An 18,971-nucleotide genomic window follows, 5' to 3' on the forward strand; every position below is an offset into this window, starting at 1 on the left:
GATAATCCTTTATTAATTAAATCATTAAGCGTTTTGTTTGTTGCCCATGTTCGGTTCGGCTTAATAAACCACAACCTAACCCTAACGGCACGGCCGCTTTTGAAAGCTGAGCTTTTGGAGCGTCTTGTTGTTTTACATCGAGATAAATTTTAAATTTCGCCGTTTGGCCTAAATAGCTTGATACGAGATCTTTTAACGGCTGATAACACTTCTCACCAGGCATGAATGCACTAACCGTTTGACCGTCTTTAGGTGTGAGTTGAATACTAATACTGGAATTAATATCCCAAACTCGGCTGCCAATACTCGCATCTACACCTAAACGCGCGTACTGACCTTCTGGCATTGCTCTGGAAGATAACTTGGTTTGTTCATTGGCTGAAAGCTGCTGCCAACGACCTTGAAATGACGCTATCTCAACTTCACAACCAGTAAAGTCTTTCAGCATGATTCTAAGTGATTCAGCACTCGGCGTTTTTCTATTCAAAAAACCACCGTAATAACAGTTCAACGACTTTTTACCGCTAAGCAGGCTCAGCACATGCGTAAAACTGTCTTTTTGATTATTGAAAGCTGACACACTATCTGGCGGACTATCTTGAAGCGGTTGATAGTTAACAGAGAATCGATACTTTTCCCATGCTCGATAAAATAACGAGATGATGCGATGATTAAATAAATCATAAAAATCCCGCATACCTGTGTCTTTTAAGCGCAATCGTTCAAGTAATAGCTCTGTATAATGTTGAGGTAGCACACCACTTGGGCCAGTTAACCCCATAAAGGAGACATGCATTTCTGCAGCAATTTTTTTAGCAGCGCTTGCTTGGGTTAAATTCACTTTACTGATTGCTTGCCCAGGAAAACCCAAATGTTGATCAGACTTAAACCGCAATAACTCTTCTGATGGAATGGCATCATGGCCCACTTTGTGACCTTGCTCTTTTCCTTGAAGTAATTGCTGCTGAAATTGATATACAGCCTGATAAAAGTCATGCTCTGTCGGTGAATCAGCAATCGCTTGTAACTGTTTTGCAGGTGCACTCATGTTCGCCGACTGATTGATTAACTCATCAAAGTCTACTTCTGTGCTCATTGTCATAGTAATGGCCTATTTCCAGAACGAGCTGGCCACGTATGCGTGATGGCATCTTGATCTTTAAACCTCATGCTTAAACGCGTAAAACTATTTACAACAGAAAACTGGGCAAAGAAATGGTCTAAAATGCTGCAAAAAAAGAACACTCCACTACCTGAGTAATGATCTTTGATGAACGTAATTTCAATATGACTACCACTGCAAAAACTGATACGTCCATTTTGATTGACCCGAGCAGTATCGGGGGACACTGATACTTGATAGATGTTTTCAATCAAGTTTTTATTCTCTGGTGAGCATTTGAAGTCATACAGTTTTAACGTTTCTTTTAAATGCGTCAGCGCATCAGGGCCACTAAAACTGTCTATAGATAAATGGCTGACCAATTGCCAACGAGAAGCATCGCTTAATGAAGCTCTCACGGGCATAGTTGGTGCTAAAAGGCATTTTACGTGTTTGATAATATCAGCACGTTCTGGCACAAACATTTTAGGTTCATCGGTGCCAAATGGCAGGTGAGCGGGTAGATTTCTGTTACTGCATAAAGCATTAATACTCAGTATCCAAGCGCCATAATCTTCTTCGGCTTTAAAGCCCTTAAAATTATGATCCACCAGCGATAAATAGGATTCAGTCCCCTGCTCTGCATACCCTCCAGACCAACTCGATGACTCACGCCTTAAGTGCCAAAATAAGTTGTCATGGCCTAAATACTGTGGGTGGGATTCACCGTAAAACGGTGTAACCTCAACTTGATTATCTTTAGGATCATAGGCAATGACTTGTTTAACACCGATTATCTCTGCAACTTCTGCATCAGCATAACGCGCTGCCAGTTTATATTCATATTGAGATGCATCGATACTGACAGGCTCAAGTTTTTGCTCAAATAAATTTATGACTGGAGTACACCCAAGCAAAAAGTGATTCGCTGTAACTTGTTTTTCAAGGTCTTGCGAGCCTTCTTTTAAATAGATATAAAGCGAAAACTTATCGTTAATCCCTTGCCACTTTCCTTCAATGTCATCAATATCAAAAAACAAAAACTTTTCAGGAAAAATGAAGTTTTCAAGTAACATACGGTATCCAGCACTACTGCGTTGGCTGTATGGTATGACTTGCTGATCATCCTCAAAACCCACCGACTTTAAGTGCCGCTGAGTTAAGAAATGACACACGGATTGGTCGTCATTCACTAAGGCAAAGCCTAAGCTATGTTGAAACAGTAATTGGTATAACTGGAAAGTTTGATGGTCCTGACCATTCAAGAAAAATCTCAGTCTGTTAACACCTAAACTCGGCATGCTAATTTCTTCAAACTCACATGCTATATCCAGTTTGATAATGGCTTTAGCCCGTTCTGGCCATTGAGGTTCTGGCGCATTGAATGGTGCATTTTGAAATTGCACTTTTTGCACTTCAATTGGCCACAGTTTCATGTCATAACATGTTTGAAAATGACATGGCTTCATACCATCAACTTGAGTATCAACCTTAGTATTTTTAGGTAGCTGTACTCCTGTTGTCGACAAGTTTTCTGTGGTGACTTTTATCACTGACATTGAAGGAATTGGTGCTTGATAATCAGGATACAATTGACCTAATAACGCTTCTGTTAGTTCAGGAAAACTGTCATCTAACTTCTGCCTTACTTGCGCTGTTAATAGCGAAAAAGCTTCGATAAGTCGCGACACATGTGGATCTTCGACATGTTCATCACTTAACCTTAATCGACCAGCGACCTTTGGATATTGCTCCGCAAACTCCGAGCCCATATGCCTAATAAATGCTAACTCTCGGTTGTAATATTCTAATAATTCTTGGTTCACAACGCCCCCTCATTCACAATCATCGCCAGATGAACTGGTTCAACTTCTGAGTCAAATGTAATAAATTCAGGTTCAGGATCCGCATATAAAAGTGCATTAATCTTTAACCTTAATACCCGATCTAATGGTTGCTCGTTATCTACCGTTTCAACCATGACTTCAAGAAATCGAGGCTCAAACCGTTTAATCGTGTCAGCAACCTGTTTACACAGAAGTTGGCGCCCATCGAGGCTTGCAACAGGCATAGAAGAAAAATCACGTAGGCCATAATTCATTAAAGAATGATCCAGTTCGCTTAAATGTTCTGGCCAAGTTTGCCACTGTAACTTTGCATTAAGCAGATTTTCTAAATCACGACGAACATTGGTTCTTAACTGACGTAAATTAAGGCCTCTATGGCTATCTTTGACATCTTGCTCATCTGGCGCATCATCGATTAAACGATCAAGTACTGATGCCATAATAGGTTGCTGGTTTTGGCTCAAAATGACTTCCTACTGTAAAACGGGAGTATGGATTTTAGTCACTTGATTCAAAGGCAGTGCATTGTCATCTGCAAACCACATTTTTAATCCTTTACCTGTCATAACGTCTGTGGCGACTTCTTGCCAATCCGTTTCACGACCTAATTTTTGTGCATCTGTTTCGCTATTACCGTAAACAAGTGGGATGTGAGCTTCGCCACTTGGGCCGTTTTTAATCGCTAGATCAACACGTCTCCAGACGGTTTCAACCAATGATGAAACCGGTTGAAAATTGATATATTCAATTTCTGAAAGTTGCGCTAAATAGTAATAGCCATCAGTTCCGAAGATTTCTATAAAGCCACCTAAGCTGTCATCCAAATCTCTTATCTCTTCATTAACTTGATCGTCTAATAACAAACTCACTTGAGGGCGTTGAGCTTCTAATCCTTGACTACACTGAGCCACTTCATTGGCAGTATCATTGCCTTTTTGGGCATCAGTTAACGCTAAACGTAACTTCATTAGCGCTTCAACGTGATCATCAGACTCAGCGAACAGTTTAGGTACTGAGTTGCCTTGCATATAATCCTGTCTACTTTGCTCTGCACGAATTAATTGACGTAAGTTTGAAGCACCGATTAAGAAATCAGGATGTTTTTGCACAAGAAGATTAAGCTGCTTGTCAGCACGCTCAAGTTCACCGTTAATGCAAAGCAGTTCAATGAATGCACTTTTTAAATCAACATTCATTGGGTCTTCTCTTAACTGAGCTTCTACATATTTAATTGACTCTTGTAGCTGACCACTTTGCAGCATCTGTTGTATTTTTTTCATGTGATACCTATTAATTAATTCCTTGAGGTCAGCTCAGTCACTAACTTAATGCTAGAAACCATCTGATCTAATTGAAAATGGGGTTGTAATTGAATAATTGAGTAAAAATGCCCTGGTTTTCCGCGCATTTCCTTTACTTGTACTTGGGCATTTCTTAAGGGATATTTGCTTCTAACATCGTCGGAAGACACATCGGATGCAGTCGTGTAATTATGAAGCCATAGTTGTATATCTCGCTCACAAGCCTCTGCAGAGCTTAATGAACCGATTTTTTCTCGACCTATCACTTTGATGTAATGTGCAAACCGAGATACGCAAAGCGTATATTGAAGCATGGTTGATAGTTTGGCATTGATGGTGTCTTCCAAACGTTCGTACTTTATGGGTTTCTGGGCTGATGCATTGCTGTAAAACACTAAATGTTCGCAGCCTGAAACGGGAGACAATGGAATAAAACCTTGGTCAGAAAATGACTTTTCAGCTCTATCACTGACAAGTAAATCCACTGACGGTTTCTTTCGCTTGCGGTATAAGTCAGTTTCATACTGGCTAACAGCTAAGTCACACACTAGCCCTTTTTTACGACTACCAGGCTCTAAGCCTCGAATATGGCCAAACCAGCCTGAATCACTAAATGAGCGGATTAGTACGCCACCAAAGGCGTAGGCAGCATTTCCCCATAAATGATCAGTCTTTGGGTGCTTTATTGATTCTTTAAACTTGAAGCCTTCACTGCGCGTCCCGTCAATTAAATATGGCGATCGCATCAGTATGTGCGGCATGGTTAGTCCAATAAACCTCGAGTCATCCATTTCACGAAGTGAGTTCCATTTTACGTATTCAGTTTGCTCGAATATTTTTTCAATATTCATGTGAGCCGACAAATCAGAGAAGTCATCAACACCAAATAATGTTGGGCATGCCGATGTAATGAAAGGAGCAAAAGCTGCTGCAGCGGTGCGTGATATGTCTTTTAGTACATCTATATCATTTGTCGCAACACCTGGCCTAGATTTATGGCTAAGCTGATAATCACCAATAAGCGTGCCAAAGGGTTCGCCACCTGACATGTCATATTCATTGTTATAAATGAGTTTGAAAAATTCGCTTTGGTCAAATTCAATAGCCCGATTGATATCTTTAGATAACGTCTGCCAACAACAATCGAGAATTTTTACTTTAACTTTCTGATCTTTATCATGTAACTCTTGCTGCTCTACAAGATAAAACACGCCACGCCAACTCGCCTCTAATGACTGAAAAGCTTTGTTGTGGATAATGCTATTGATTTGTTGCTCGAGCTGCTTATCGATAAGATCTACCGCTTTTAATAAAAGAGGTAGCACTGAGTGCTTGTCAAACTGAGTTAAAGAATGACGCGAGTTTTCAAGCCACAATAATAACGATCGGGTTGAGTCTGATTCACGAAGGAATCGTTCAACAAGATGTTTATTTTTCAGCTTTTGTGGTGTTGATGACACAGGCTGTTTAAAGCCTGCGTCATCATTGAAAATTTCACTTGTAACAAATGAAATGGTTTCTTGCGTCATCGTTTGTTTCTATCCTTGAAAACAAATGAGGGTCACTGTCAGTGATTATCCTACTTTAGGAATTTTCGCCACTAGACGTAGTGATGCAGTTAACTCTTCCATTTGCAACCAAGGACGTAACCAAGCTACAGCATTATAAGAGCCCGGTTGACCAGGGATTTCCTTCACTTCCACTTTTGCGTCAGCTAATGGATATTTAGCACGAATATCTTGTCCGCCACCTTCTGATGCATTGACAAAAGAAAGGATCCAACGGTTTAACCATGCTTCAACATCATCGGCTTCCATAAAGCTACCAATCTTGTCACGAGCCATCACTTTTAAGTAATGTGCAAAGCGAGACGTTGCCATTAAATAGGGTAGTCGAGATGAAATTGCAGCATTAGCCGTTGCATCGTGACTAGAAAAGATTTGTGGTTTTTGACAGGTTTGTGCACCAAAAAATACGGCATAATCAGTATGCTTGTAATGACATAATGGTAAGAAACCAAGTTTACTTAACTCTGCTTCTCGACGGTCTGTAATACCGATTTCAGTTGGGCACATTAAGTCTGGGTCACCATCATCACTGGTAAAGACATGAGCAGGTAGGCCTTCAACTTTACCCCCACCTTCTGCACCACGAATCGCAGTACAGAAACCATACTGGCTAAATGCTTGTCCCATATTGGTTGCCATAACATATGCTGCGTTCATCCAGCAATAATCATCATGAGCTGCAACTTTAGAACGGCCACTTGCTGCATCCATTTCAAACTCTTCGTAGCAGAACTCTTCTACTGGTTTAGTTGCACTACCGTATGGTAAACGCGCAAGTACTCGTGGCATAGTCAAGGTCACAAAGCGTGAATCATCACTGTCACGGAATGAACGCCACTGTGTGTACTCTAATGATTCGAATACTTTTTCAAGATCACGTGGTTTACTTAATTCTGTCCAGTCATCAAATCCAAATAACGATGAACCAGAAGCAGAAATAAATGGGCAGAAGCCAGCAGCAGCCACATTAGACATTAAAGATAAGGTTTCAATATCTGATGGGTGATTAGTAAATTCATAATCGCCGACTAAACAACCATAAGGTTCGCCACCTGGTGTTCCGAACTCAGACTCATATATTTTCTTGAACATTTGGCTTTGATCAAACTCAACAGCCTTACTTAAATCCTTATGAAGCTCTTTTTTAGATAAGCTCATTACACGGATTTTTAATGTCGCGTTGGTTTCAGAGTTCTTAACTGTGTGATGAAGACCACGCCAGCTTCCTTCTAATTTTTGCAGCTCATCATTATGCATAATCGCTGCAAGCTGTTTCGAAATAACTTCATCCAAACTATCAATCGCTTTGTTAAACGTCACAGTTAAGTTTTTATCCCACTGAACTGTCCCTTTCAACGCTTCTTCAGTCAAAGAGCGAATAAGCTCTTCAGCACGTGTTGAATCAGTTTGTTTCGTAGCATCTATCGCTTGGTCAAGAATCGACACACTCAGTGTTTCTTCGTTTACAGGCTCTAATGTAGCGGCATCCGTGCTCATCATTCAGCTCCTTTAAGATTTAGTTCACCGGCTAGTTTGTCTAAGCTAGTGGTATTGTTTAATACGTCTTCTAAAATATTCTCAAGATTCTCTGAGCGGTCTACTTTAGTCATCAGGTCACGTAATTTGTTACGTGTTTCCATTAACTTTTTCAAAGGCTCAACTTGATTGACGATCGCTGCAGGTTCAAAGTCTTCCATGCTTTTGAACTCTAAATCGACATTCATTTCAGAATCATCATCAGCTAACGTATTTTTCACAGAGATATTTAACTTTGGGCTCATGCGCTTTAGCACGTCATTAAAGTTATCACGGTCGATTTGTACAAAACGACGGTCTTTTAATGGTTTTAAATCTTCAGTGTTATGGCCAGTAAAGTCACCTGTAATACCAATCACAAAAGGCAGCTCTTTTTTTACAACTGTACCTTCTGTTTCTACATCATAGGTAATATGGACGCGGGGTTTTCTCACTCGCTTTAATCTATCATGTACACTCATTTGAACTCCTTTCAATAAAATTGTGAGTAATCGATTACAGATTATTCTTCAGTTTTTATTCCAGATAATTTAAAGAAGCCATTCCTCGCTTCTCCATCTTGGATTAATTCTTGTAACAACTCAGGTAAACTCAGATCACTCCACCTAATGACTTGCTCTATGGCATAGGACATCGGTGAATGTGGCTCAGTATTCTTAAAAAATTCTGCGATTTTCTCCAAATTCTCAATAGCTTGAGCGCGAGAATTTAGCTGTTGCTCAATACCAGTCGAGCCGCTTTGTGCCGTTACTTCGTCATCAGTTTCTGCTTCAACTTCCGTAGATATTGAAGACGTTTGACTCTTAGCTAAAATAGGTTCGGTTATCGTATGAATTTGAAGCGCACAGGCTTCTAATGCTTTTCGAATATAGCTCGTCGGTTGTGGTAAACCTCCCATCGCAGTATCCATGACTTCCGACAACCTTGAGAATGCAGCGATTGCAGCATTGACATCAGCATCAAGTTCAATAAAAAAGCTATCTGATGTTTCCTTAATACTTAACTCAACTTCTTCAAGTGATATAGCACCCGCATCGAAACGCTTTTCTTGTTTGTCGCTATCTAGCCTATCGACCTCTAATGCTTGCTCATATTGCCAAGTTGAGTAGGCGAAAGCCCCTTCTGTGATGAGAATGGTTTTGATTGGCTGAATTAATGAACCTTCGCTTTCAACACCGTTTAAACCAATTAATGGCGCAATTCGTTCTTCAAGATCGTCTGGGTCAGGTATTGGATATAAGTTTTCCCAATAGCGCTCAATTAATTCAGCGGCCAAGGTAAAACCAAAACTTAATCCCTTAAAGCCATGTAAACGGCATGCAGCTTCAATAAACCAAGCGATGTACTCGAGATCTTTGGCTTTATCTCTAGTGATATCTGGCACTTGTTCAAAGATTGGGCGCCACTCAATAGCGACAGAAAGCACATCTTCTTCGTCTATTAACGCTTTTCGTTCATTCGCCCGTGCTGTGCTTCTTACATCTTTAAGTAAGTAATAGGTAGATGTTGGACTGATATCAGAACGTGGATCTTCGCCGGTTACAGAATCATCTGTAATAGGTTCAATTAATTCTTCAATCGATAGATTATTTAATTGGCTCAACTTTATTCAATCCTTGAATATATTATTATCAATATTTGATAACAAAATGTGCTTCTACACAAAACTAATAAAACACTAATACTTAATAGTGTATATTTAAAATTAATACTAAAAATAATACTTTTTGATGTTATATATCAGATCACATATTAGTTAATACTTTATAATGTAAAAAACATCTAATACGCAATAATCATTAAGTATAGATTTATTTTAAATAACATACTTATTAACTATTAATATAATAATTACCATGTAACATTTACACTTTTGTTAATTCATCAACAAGAAAACGTCCGATTTATTCTTTAAATAAATACAGGAATGGTTTTATCAAAATCATCATTTGACTCACTTATGTCTTTTGAAGATAAACCCGACGTAACTTGAGTGTTTTTTACTAAAATACAAGTGACATTATCACGCGCATTTCGAACTAACGATGCATGTAATAAGGCCAATCCAGAATCAATAATATTACCAGAGTTAATTGTGGCTTCGATTTCAGTATCACTAAGTTCTTTATTTAGGCCATCACTACAAAGTAAAAACGTATCGCCTTCAACCACTTTACCCGTCCGATAATCAATATCTAATTGACTATCGACTCCCACAGCACGCGTGATTACATTTGCTAATGGATGTGACTCAGCATCTTCAGCGGCCAACAAACCTTCATCAACCATGTCATTCACTTGACTGTGATCTTTGGTAATCATTGTCATTTTCTGTTGTCTTAAAAGGTAAATCCTACTGTCGCCGACCCAAAGCAGGTGATAATCGCCTTGATATAACCACAACACTACAACTGTACTACCGGCGACTTTACCTTCAAAATCAGTTTGGCTCATTTGCTGAAGCTGGGTATTACTGTTTTGTAATGCGAGCTTTAAAATATCAACACTGATTAGCTCTGGAGATAATCCATCAACAGCCTGTTGAATATTGTCGATAACTAATTGGCTCGCCACATCACCAGCAGCATGACCTCCCATCCCATCAGCAACAACCCATACACCGATATGCGGAAGTTCTAACATAGCGTCTTCATTAATTTCTCGTACTGTGCCTCTGTGGGTTAAAGCTTGACTTAAGTGCACGTAATTTGCTCCTTCACTAAGGCGGCTGTATTCCAACCTCTTTGTATCCATTGCCCGCTTAACATAGAGACAAACTGGCTAATTTGAGGCAGCCCTTCTGTGATAATCATGCATGCTTCAACCTCTGATGAACCTTCTGTCCACCAAATACTGTATCGTTCAAACTGTTTACGGTATTGCTGATCAAGTAGTGACAATATATGAGGAGCATTGCTTCCTGAATAACCCAAGCTTTTTTTGTAATGTCACTAGATTCACTTTGAGATGAACACAGACCAGTAACCGGAATCGTGTACTGTTGCCCAGAAACATCATTCAACCAAGTCTCAAGATTGATATCATCTTCAAGTACCTGCAAAATCTGTGCTTCAAACTGTGTCGACCATTCGTTTTCATGCCAACCACATACCGCAGCTTGCTGATGAAAACCTGCTAAAGTAAAAGGATAATGACGCCCAACATTATCCACGCTCGGAATAAGTGTCCCCACTACTGCTTGCTCGCAGCATACTCCAGCTGACAAAGAAAAATGCCAAACAGGGCTTGTGAGATAATAATCCAGCCATTCATTGCCGCTTTGCTCTTTACTCACCGCAATGACTGCTTGTAACCACTCATTCCAGTTTTTAAAAAAGTCTATATCTAGATTTTCTTGTAAAAAGTCACCCTTTGAGGGGACTTTACCGCAATAGCCTAATCGCATTAAAGATTCGACGGACATGAGAAAGTCTCCATATTAGCCATCCAAAATGGATTGTTTACGCTGTTAGCAATCAGTTTCAATTCAGCGTTATATCCACTGAGGTTGATCATTAACTTGCCGTCTTTCTTTGTTTGCGGACGTTTTTTACTCAACTCATCGAGTAAGCGGAAGAATGACCATTCGCCTTCGTACTTCTTATTGATTGAACGGCCACCATTAGGCGGTGAAAACGCAATGCGAGTTTCATTATTGGCGCCTCGACCTGGCCAGAAAAATAACTCTTTACGTGTTGGTCCATGGCGGTATTTAAGTTGTTGTTCATCCAATTCTAATAAGAATAGGCTGACACTACTGTCCAGTAGTTGTGGCTCAAGAGAGAAGTTAATTTTGGGGAATTTAGTTCCCGGTTCAAAGAATGCCTCTTTAATGATTTCAGCTCGTTGGTACATTTCTAACACGTCATAGCTAATACCTATGTTACGTTTAAAGCGCCATGGCTTTTTACTGGTATCAACATGCGCTGCCAGATATTGGTCCCAAAACTGATCTAAGGTGCCACCATAGCCAAAGAACTTGCTAAAGTCTTTTAGTCTCACATCTTCTTTTGCACGACGATTGAACGGGTAACGACCTGATATCGCACGATTAAACTCAGCTAAGACCTCTGAGCGCCAAATGCCATTAAATCGCTGACTTTGGTTAGTTTTAGCAAATGATCTAGTTTGATAAGCAACATCATTTAACCAATTTTTGACTGGGTATGGTAAATCCATCAACTGCTCTGATAATGTCATTCCCATCTGAGCAAAGTTTTCTTCTACAGCCTGGTTCACGACTCTGCCGTCCGATTGAAGGAGTAACTTGCTGTAATTTCGATTCAATGCGCGTAGAGTAGTTTGAATTTGATCGACTTCTACTAAGTTAATTTTAATCAACTCACTAAAGGCAACTTCCACTTCTTTACCGGGCAGGTCGACATTTAACTCAATTGCGGTATCAGGTAGCAACCGATTTAACTGCGCTTTTTTAGAACGAAAGGCAACGTCAGTGACATTAGCAGCCACTTCAGATGCAGCCTTTAAATTATTAGACTCCATAGGAAGTTTGGTTAGTTGCACATTTTTTTGCGCCGCGGCAATGATGGTTTTTATGGGTTGATCAGGACTTGATAACGCCGCTGTCACACGCTCAGCTTCTTCAAGACTTGAGTATGGTTTTACAGAAATATCACTTAAAAAGTCTTCCCAATAAAATATATAGTCACGAATATACTTACGTTCTAATTCAGCGGTCAGACGTTTTTTAGCTTGCTCATCTAAATTAGCTAAGTCATCTCCATATACCCAGCTGTCAGCAGTCAGGTTTTTAATGATTTTGGTTTTTTCAATATTGAAAATCCCGTGGAATCCATTAAAAGTATACAAGCCTGGAATACCATCATTAAACGGTCTACCACTCATAAATGTTAAGCCATCAAGACTGTCTAAACTAAGAATATCCACTAGTTTAAAATCAGGAATACTGCTTTGAGAGAAGTCGCTTTTTAATCTCTGATAAGCTCGCTCCACCAGCGGCAACATGGTTAAATTAGCTCGAGCACCATCAACAACCATGTCATCGTATTGATTTCCACGGATCCCTAACGTTAAAAGTGTCTCAATATGTTGATTTAACTGCTCGCGGATTTCGGCATTAACATTCCCGGTAATGTTTCGATCAATATAAGCAGAGAACCAAATTTTGATGTTGCTTTCATCAAAATGCTCCGGCAGATACAACATGAGATATGTTTTTAAGGTTTCATATAAATAATTAAGGTGCTGACCGTTAGCATCCATTTCTTCGCTTAACACATCTAACATAAACGGCAATAAATGCGCTTCTAATGCTCGCTCATATGCCGCTGAAGCAGGTTGCTTTAACTTATCCCCTTGGTACAAACCAAACGTTTGTGCATCCTCAGGTTTTTCTGAGCCAAATCCCACAGGTAAATCACGAATCAGTGTCAAACCTTTAGTTAACGTGATGACATCAGTATTGGCATTCAGACCACCATGAGTAATATCCTCATACTGAGCAAGTTCAGTAAAAGTATTATCGATAAGCTCATGGTTCCAATCATAACTTTGCCACCAAATGTAACTCGTAAATAAAGTGACCACTGCGGCTACCCCCACCGAAACCTTACGCAGCATTTTGTTTTGGTTAGTATGTTTGCGGTTTGTAGAGGCTAAGTTTTTCTCTGGAAAAATGACATCTTCCAAAAGTCGTTTAATAAAGTAACTACGCTGCTTATTACTATTATTGCTTTTAGTTTTACTTTTAATACCGCTGGATAAGTGAGTTGAAAGATGGTCAATCGGCGTGCCTTCTTGGGTCGCACTGGTTAAGTATACGCCACGAAGAAGTGGGGCTTCTTCGTAAGCATTCGGAGCAAATATTTCCTTTAAGAAATCATCTGCCGAACTTTGAAGTAATCGTAGTTGTTTTGGGAACTCATAAATTACTGCTCGGCGCTCAAGATCACGCTCATTTTTAAGGCGACTATTTAAGCGAGCATTTAAGTTCAATAACAAATGATGAAACTCTTTATTGAAAGTACTCACGATGTCAATTTCATCATCTTCGGTATTTAACGGAAAAGTCACGCCCCAAATTTGTTCGCAATCTTCTTTGGTTAAATCATCAAAAAACTCATTAAATCCTGCAACTAAATCAGATTTAGATAACAACACATAAACAGGAAATGTCATGCCTAACTGGTTTTGTAATTCCTGCAAACGCTGCTTAATCGCTCTTGCGTGTAGATTGCGTTCAGTTTTAGTTTGATTAAGTAACTCCGACATTCCCATGCTAATAATGACGCCATTGATTGGCCTTACTGGTCGGTATTTCTTCAATAACCCCAAAAAGCCCTGCCATGCACGTGAGTCTTGTTTAACATGACTATCTTGGGTGGTATAACGTCCTGCGGTATCAATAAGTACCGCTTTGTTAGTAAACCACCAATCACAATGACGTGTACCGCCAACACCTTCAATCATGTCGACACCCATTTTATCTTTTAACGGGTATTCCAATCCTGAATGCTGAATTGCAGTCGTTTTACCACTTCCTGGTGGGCCAATCATGATGTACCAAGGAAGCTCATAAATACTTTTGTTTTTGGTTAATTTAGTTTGCTTTAAAATATCTAACGCTTGGGTCATTTTGTTTTGCAGCAGCGTTATCTCACTTTTTACTAGCTCGTCTCCGTTAACCGCAGCGCCTTCTTCACCATTAATCAAGCTGTCAGCCATTTCTTCACTTTGTTTTTTACTTTTAATTTGTCGTGAAAAATGAACGCCACCCCAGACCATGACAATGACCAAAAGTACAATGACACGAACTGCTGCAGAGGCTAATGGCTCATAACCTGCAATAGCGACTAATGGGCCACCAAACCAAATAAGTAGTGCTAAACACACAAAGCCTAAAATGGTAATAACCCATTTAGATTTAAGTGTTTCGACAATTCCCTTGCCGACTGATTTTAAAGACATTTATACAATTCCTTTTGTCACTCTAAAACAATAAGTCAATTTCAATTCGACGATTTAAAGCACGATTAAGTTCGCTATCATTAGCAAAGCGAGGCTCAGACTCTCCCCTTCCTTCAGGCCATAACCGACCACTCAATGACGCGTTATGTGCCAACACATTGCCAATCGATGTGGCTCTAGCAAGTGAGAGATGCCAATTTGATGGGTATTTAGACGTAAAAATCGGTTCGTCATCAGTATGGCCAGTGATCAAGATTTTCCCTTTGGTTCCTTCAAGTGTCCTAGCAATCTTAGCTAAAATCGCTTCAAAATCTGATCTTGGCTGAGTGTTACCCGATGCGAATAATTCACCAGCACCGATTCTGATCCGAACTCTGTCACTTAATTGCTCTACTTCAAGTAGTTGCATACTAATTTCTGTCTGCAATAGCTGCTGTAGTAAAAGGGCTTCTTCACGGCTTAATTGTTGTTGTGCAGCAACGGTTTTTTCCCATGGTACGATAGATGTTAATTGCTTATATGCCTGTGACGAATAGCTATTAATACTGTAGTTAAATCCCATGTAGACGAATAAAATAATCACCCCAAATAACGCACCAATCACCCATAAAGGGAAAGGCTGTTGAAATGATAAATTTGGCACAATATTATTTCGCCAGTCAGGTGATAACTCCCGATGGAAATCGCCTTTACATGATTGGATAGCAAGGTAAGTCCGCTCTCTTAACGCTTCCAGTTTCTGGTCGCCTTGAGGCTCAATACGCATTTTCCCGACAAAACCAAGCGTTAAACATAAATACATCAATTCCAGTAAGTTACATTTCTCAGCTGGTTGTAATAAAGACGCATCAAGTAGCGTATAAAAATATTCACCACCGAGTGTTTCATTATGAAAAGTCGACAGTAAACTCTCAGAAGCCCAGTAACTTTGGCCGCCCCATGCTGTATTCAAAACCACTTCATCAATAAAACAGCATAAGCAATAGCGCGCTGACTTTATGTCTTCGGCAGCAATATCAGCATTACGAAGTTGTTGTTCATAATGTTTAATCAACTCAACACAATGCACACGTAAGGTATTCACATCATCATGCTGAGTACTCGTGCGTAATTGAGTACAAATAGATAGTAATGTGCCTGCATAATCAACAATCGGATTTTGTGCCAAGCTTAATACAGCACTTTGCGCTCTGTTATCAACGCTTTGTTCTTGTATTAATGTTTTCTGGTTATCATCATTAACTTTAGGTTTTTGGATTGCCATCCCCGCGCCTTTCCCTGGACGTGGTTTAACAATGGTTTTATCGTTCACAAAAATTATCCTTAATATTGTGGTTGTTAAACGCTTACAGCCCAAAGCTCAAGTTGTAAATCCGGATAAGCGCCAGAAATATGCATCGCAACCCCACCACTGGATTTAAGTTTGATCCAATGGCTGTTGTTCTTATCTAATTGGAAATAATGGTAGCCAGCATGATATGGCACTTGTCGCGGGGCAACAGGTAGGTTCGTGATTCCGATACCGGCCAGTTGGTTATTTACCAGTTCTCGAATAGTCTCTACCGAGCCAATTTTAACTTGTGACGGCAAACGCTGACGTAAATCATCATTTGGTACATTCGCTTTCACCGCTAAGATGAACTCTGCGCTATCAAGTAAACTCTTATCGGCAATGGTTGAGAAGTACACGCCAAATTTGGTTTTTTCGAGTACCAATTCTGTTGCTGTTTGCTCAAGGACAGTGCTTAAGCCGTGGTTAACAATGACCATGATATTACCGAATACATAGGTCAAATTATCATGCTGGTAAGTAGGCAATTTCGGTGGTCTTTTATCTTGACTACTAAACGTCGATAGCTCACCTGCAAAACTCACTAGAGTTCTAAATAACACTTCAGGATGGATATGATTGATAACGCTATAATGCTCAAATAAAGGTTGGTATTTATTCAATAGTTGTAGCATTAAAAAGTCAGCAATTGAGCTTGAAGATCCTTGAGCTTGACTCAATCTGCCAGCAATTGCTTCTGCACGTTGGTTTATCATTCCCGTCACTTCCGAAGTGACATTGAGCAAGGCTTTAATATGCTCTATGCCGGTACAAGCTGGAATAAACTTTTTATCAAGCCTAATTGCTCCTTCTTCAGAAACATCAATAACTCGAGCGATAGCGATAGATACATAGCCTGAACGGTCTTCACTTTGCAGCTTTAAGCGGCAATCAAATTTAGCGACTTGCAACACTTCCATTGCATCAGAACCCACACTGGTATCAACAATATTATGATCTTCGTACAAGTAGCGAGTGATTTGATTTTGTTCAGATGACGAAATATTAAGGCCGTTACTTTTCGCTACAGGAAGCACTAAATAAATCAGTTGATCGATTGTCCCTGCTGGTATCGATAACGCATTAGGAAGCGGACTTTGCTCAGGCATTAACACTAAGGTTTGATCTTGAAATACACACTCAATTCTATCTAAACCAAACTGACCTAGTGGCAACAAGCTATAATTAATTTCGTATTGGGTCACTCCCCATGCAAATGGGTTAGCTTTATTCGCTATTTGAGTTTGCTGATACTGTAAAAAACGTTCTTGTTGTTGCATATGCTGAGGGCGTAAAAACATCCCTTCAGTCCATGCTATTGGGCTAAAATCGCTCATAACTTCCTTATTATTTCCAATACTTGTTATCGTTGTTGAAATATCCGTTATTTCAATTTAAATAAAATCTTTACTGCTCAGAGTTATAAACTGCTATTTTTTCTATATTGACTGTGACACTGTCATATCCAGTAGGGTCAACCTCAACAACTGAGCGCCAGCGAGAAGCATCGATATCGCGATAAGCCACAATCACCCCTACGTATCGTGTGTTTTGACCTAAGCTCATTGGATACTCGTGAATTTCAGAAGGTTGCAATTCAAGCTCATCTTTTCGAATTAAGTCAGGTCCTAATACCGATTCAGCAGACTCGTAAAGAGTGAAAAAATCCTGATTATCAAAGATGGTACGGGAAGAAAGTTCGAATATTTTTACTACCACAGGCGACGGACGCTTATTGATATCAGGGTTAATATCTGCACTCGCACTAAACGTGATATCGGTATAAGCAGGTACCACGGCATTAATGGTTTTACAGCCTGTATTTATCAACAATACTGAGGCTAGTAAAACTTGATACAATCCTAATTTTAGTTTCATCGCTTAATCCCTTAAAATTATAATGATTTGATTTTATTGTCGTAAGCTTCTACAAAATCATCAGATAATGCTGCGGTGTTTGTGTTAGCAAACTCAGCCTGTAAATCTTCATGTAAACTTTTGTAGACTTTCCATTGTTTAAATTGCTTTTGGCCTGGCACTAACATTTCAGCAAATGATTGGCTTTGACTTTTTTGCTCAACAAGATCGGGATCAAGCTGATTTAACAAGCCTCTTAAAGCACCAAATGTTCCAGCAGTGAGTGCAATGTCATGTTTACGCCCATCATTAAATGCTTCAATAATGGCCTGTTGAGATGACAAAAAACTCGCACTTTTACGCAAATACAAATTTTGAAAAACATCATCAAGATTAGCTGAAAACTTGAGCGGATTATTTTCTCTTTGCTGAAATGTCGTTTGATTAATTCTGAATTCTGTTTTCAACTTCGAGCGTTGACGCAAAGAATCCATTAAGCCAGTGAGCATGAGTTGCATGCTTTGACCAAGCTCGAACATTAATTCTTCAGTGAGTACTTTGCTGTACTCTTGCTCATCAATACCAAAACCTTTAAAAAAGCTTGGCTTAATGATGAAGCAGCTTGTACCTGATTGCTCACTTGTGGTTTAGGTTCTGATCGAGTTGCTTGTTGAGCTGCTGATTGCGCCGCATGCGGGTTAGTCACTTGCTGCTGACTTGCCATACTTGCTAATTGTTGAGGCGGCATTGATTGCGGCTGTTGGTGAGCGGGTTGCGGCGCAGCTTGATTCGTAACAGGTTGACTAACTTGTGGCTCTGCCACTGGCGCAGACTCATTAAAGAAATCTTGGCCCCACTCTTCTGGAATTGCCATCCCAGGAGGCTGAAAATGATCTTGTAAGTCACCGTTGACATCAGGTAGCGGTTGAGACTGACTCGGCGCTTGATTCAACAAACTTTGTGCGTCAAAACCAGCAATTTGTTGTTCAAATTCGTTTTCAAACGGATTACTGTCAAGCACTTGGTTAGCCTGAAACGGGTCGGCACTAACACTTGCAGCTGATTGAGTGCTAGAAGCAGCCTCTGTACTAATACCATTAGTCATCTTTGCTGACACTTCATAATCACCCAAGGTGAGTAGATCATCATGCTCAATTTTATGAGGCTTTGTAGATCCTAACGCTTCAACTGAACGGTTTATATATAAGCCATTAGTTGATAAATCTTCAATATAAAAGCCGTCAGAACGTTTCGTAATACGAGCATGTGTACCCGACACCACCTTTTCAGGATCAGGTAAATGCCAATCACTAGTATCAGCTCGACCTATTGTAAGCGAACTGATTACGTCCTTAGATGTGACTTGCTCAGGTGATAACCGATGAAAGCTCACTATCTCTAGCGTTAATTCCATTTTAAATACATTCCTTTAAACAACTTATGCGCAAACAGTGACTCAACACATTTAAAAGCGTAATGCAT

The 18,971-nt window shown here is 39.8% G+C and carries 14 protein-coding genes and 1 pseudogene; all 15 read right to left on the reverse strand.

What is annotated here, in order from left to right; all coding sequences use genetic code 11:
* Positions 1–16: 16 nt before the first annotated feature.
* The gene (tssG, locus tag ACGEDC_RS20875; RefSeq protein ID WP_080915969.1) at positions 17–1,102 is read right to left on the reverse strand and encodes a type VI secretion system baseplate subunit TssG; all 1,086 of its coding nucleotides are present in this window, start codon (positions 1,100–1,102) and stop codon (positions 17–19) included.
* The gene (gene tssF / locus ACGEDC_RS20880) at positions 1,099–2,928 is read right to left on the reverse strand and encodes a type VI secretion system baseplate subunit TssF (protein ID WP_394495551.1); all 1,830 of its coding nucleotides are present in this window, start codon (positions 2,926–2,928) and stop codon (positions 1,099–1,101) included. Before tssF ends, tssG begins: the two co-directional genes overlap by 4 nt.
* On the reverse strand, positions 2,925–3,413 hold the full coding sequence (gene tssE / locus ACGEDC_RS20885; RefSeq protein WP_065107832.1) for a type VI secretion system baseplate subunit TssE: 489 nt from the start codon (positions 3,411–3,413) through the stop codon (positions 2,925–2,927). The genes tssF and tssE overlap by 4 nt, the downstream gene beginning before the upstream one ends.
* A gap of 9 nt (positions 3,414–3,422) precedes the next feature.
* Entirely contained in the window at positions 3,423–4,229 is an 807-nt protein-coding gene (locus ACGEDC_RS20890; protein WP_394495554.1) for a type VI secretion system accessory protein TagJ, read from the reverse strand.
* Positions 4,230–4,243: 14 nt separating this feature from the next.
* Positions 4,244–5,779: a type VI secretion system contractile sheath large subunit gene (tssC, locus tag ACGEDC_RS20895; protein ID WP_372036957.1), complete on the reverse strand. Its 1,536-nt coding sequence runs from the start codon at positions 5,777–5,779 to the stop codon at positions 4,244–4,246.
* Positions 5,780–5,824: 45 nt separating this feature from the next.
* The gene (gene tssC, locus ACGEDC_RS20900; protein ID WP_055023379.1) at positions 5,825–7,315 is read right to left on the reverse strand and encodes a type VI secretion system contractile sheath large subunit; all 1,491 of its coding nucleotides are present in this window, start codon (positions 7,313–7,315) and stop codon (positions 5,825–5,827) included.
* Positions 7,315–7,815 (reverse strand): type VI secretion system contractile sheath small subunit, encoded by a 501-nt coding sequence (tssB, locus tag ACGEDC_RS20905; RefSeq protein ID WP_055023380.1) that lies wholly within the window; start codon positions 7,813–7,815, stop codon positions 7,315–7,317. The genes tssC (ACGEDC_RS20900) and tssB overlap by 1 nt, the downstream gene beginning before the upstream one ends.
* A 41-nt stretch (positions 7,816–7,856) precedes the next feature.
* The gene (tssA, locus tag ACGEDC_RS20910) at positions 7,857–8,957 is read right to left on the reverse strand and encodes a type VI secretion system protein TssA (protein ID WP_394495557.1); all 1,101 of its coding nucleotides are present in this window, start codon (positions 8,955–8,957) and stop codon (positions 7,857–7,859) included.
* Positions 8,958–9,265: 308 nt separating this feature from the next.
* A complete protein-coding gene (locus ACGEDC_RS20915) occupies positions 9,266–10,057 on the reverse strand; it encodes a PP2C family protein-serine/threonine phosphatase (protein ID WP_080917474.1) in 792 nt (263 codons plus the stop codon).
* Positions 10,058–10,163: 106 nt separating this feature from the next.
* Positions 10,164–10,778 carry a type VI secretion system-associated protein TagF gene (tagF, locus tag ACGEDC_RS20920; RefSeq protein ID WP_394495560.1) on the reverse strand — a complete coding sequence of 205 codons (615 nt, stop codon included), beginning with the start codon at positions 10,776–10,778 and terminating at the stop codon, positions 10,164–10,166.
* Positions 10,760–14,302 carry a type VI secretion system membrane subunit TssM gene (gene tssM, locus ACGEDC_RS20925; protein WP_394495562.1) on the reverse strand — a complete coding sequence of 1,181 codons (3,543 nt, stop codon included), beginning with the start codon at positions 14,300–14,302 and terminating at the stop codon, positions 10,760–10,762. Before tssM ends, tagF begins: the two co-directional genes overlap by 19 nt.
* 22 nt (positions 14,303–14,324) lie before the next feature.
* Positions 14,325–15,614, reverse strand: a complete 1,290-nt coding sequence (gene tssL, locus ACGEDC_RS20930) for a type VI secretion system protein TssL, long form (protein WP_055023385.1) — start codon at positions 15,612–15,614, stop codon at positions 14,325–14,327.
* Between the two features lie 26 nt (positions 15,615–15,640).
* Positions 15,641–16,969 carry a type VI secretion system baseplate subunit TssK gene (gene tssK / locus ACGEDC_RS20935; protein ID WP_394495565.1) on the reverse strand — a complete coding sequence of 443 codons (1,329 nt, stop codon included), beginning with the start codon at positions 16,967–16,969 and terminating at the stop codon, positions 15,641–15,643.
* 70 nt (positions 16,970–17,039) lie between these two features.
* Positions 17,040–17,510 carry a type VI secretion system lipoprotein TssJ gene (gene tssJ / locus ACGEDC_RS20940; protein WP_282166104.1) on the reverse strand — a complete coding sequence of 157 codons (471 nt, stop codon included), beginning with the start codon at positions 17,508–17,510 and terminating at the stop codon, positions 17,040–17,042.
* Between the two features lie 17 nt (positions 17,511–17,527).
* Positions 17,528–18,903 (reverse strand): annotated as a pseudogene (tagH, locus tag ACGEDC_RS20945) (type VI secretion system-associated FHA domain protein TagH).
* Between the last annotated feature and the right edge of the window lie 68 nt (positions 18,904–18,971).

This window comes from Shewanella sp. ENK2, from assembly GCF_043568515.1.
Lineage (GTDB): Bacteria > Pseudomonadota > Gammaproteobacteria > Enterobacterales > Shewanellaceae > Shewanella > Shewanella japonica.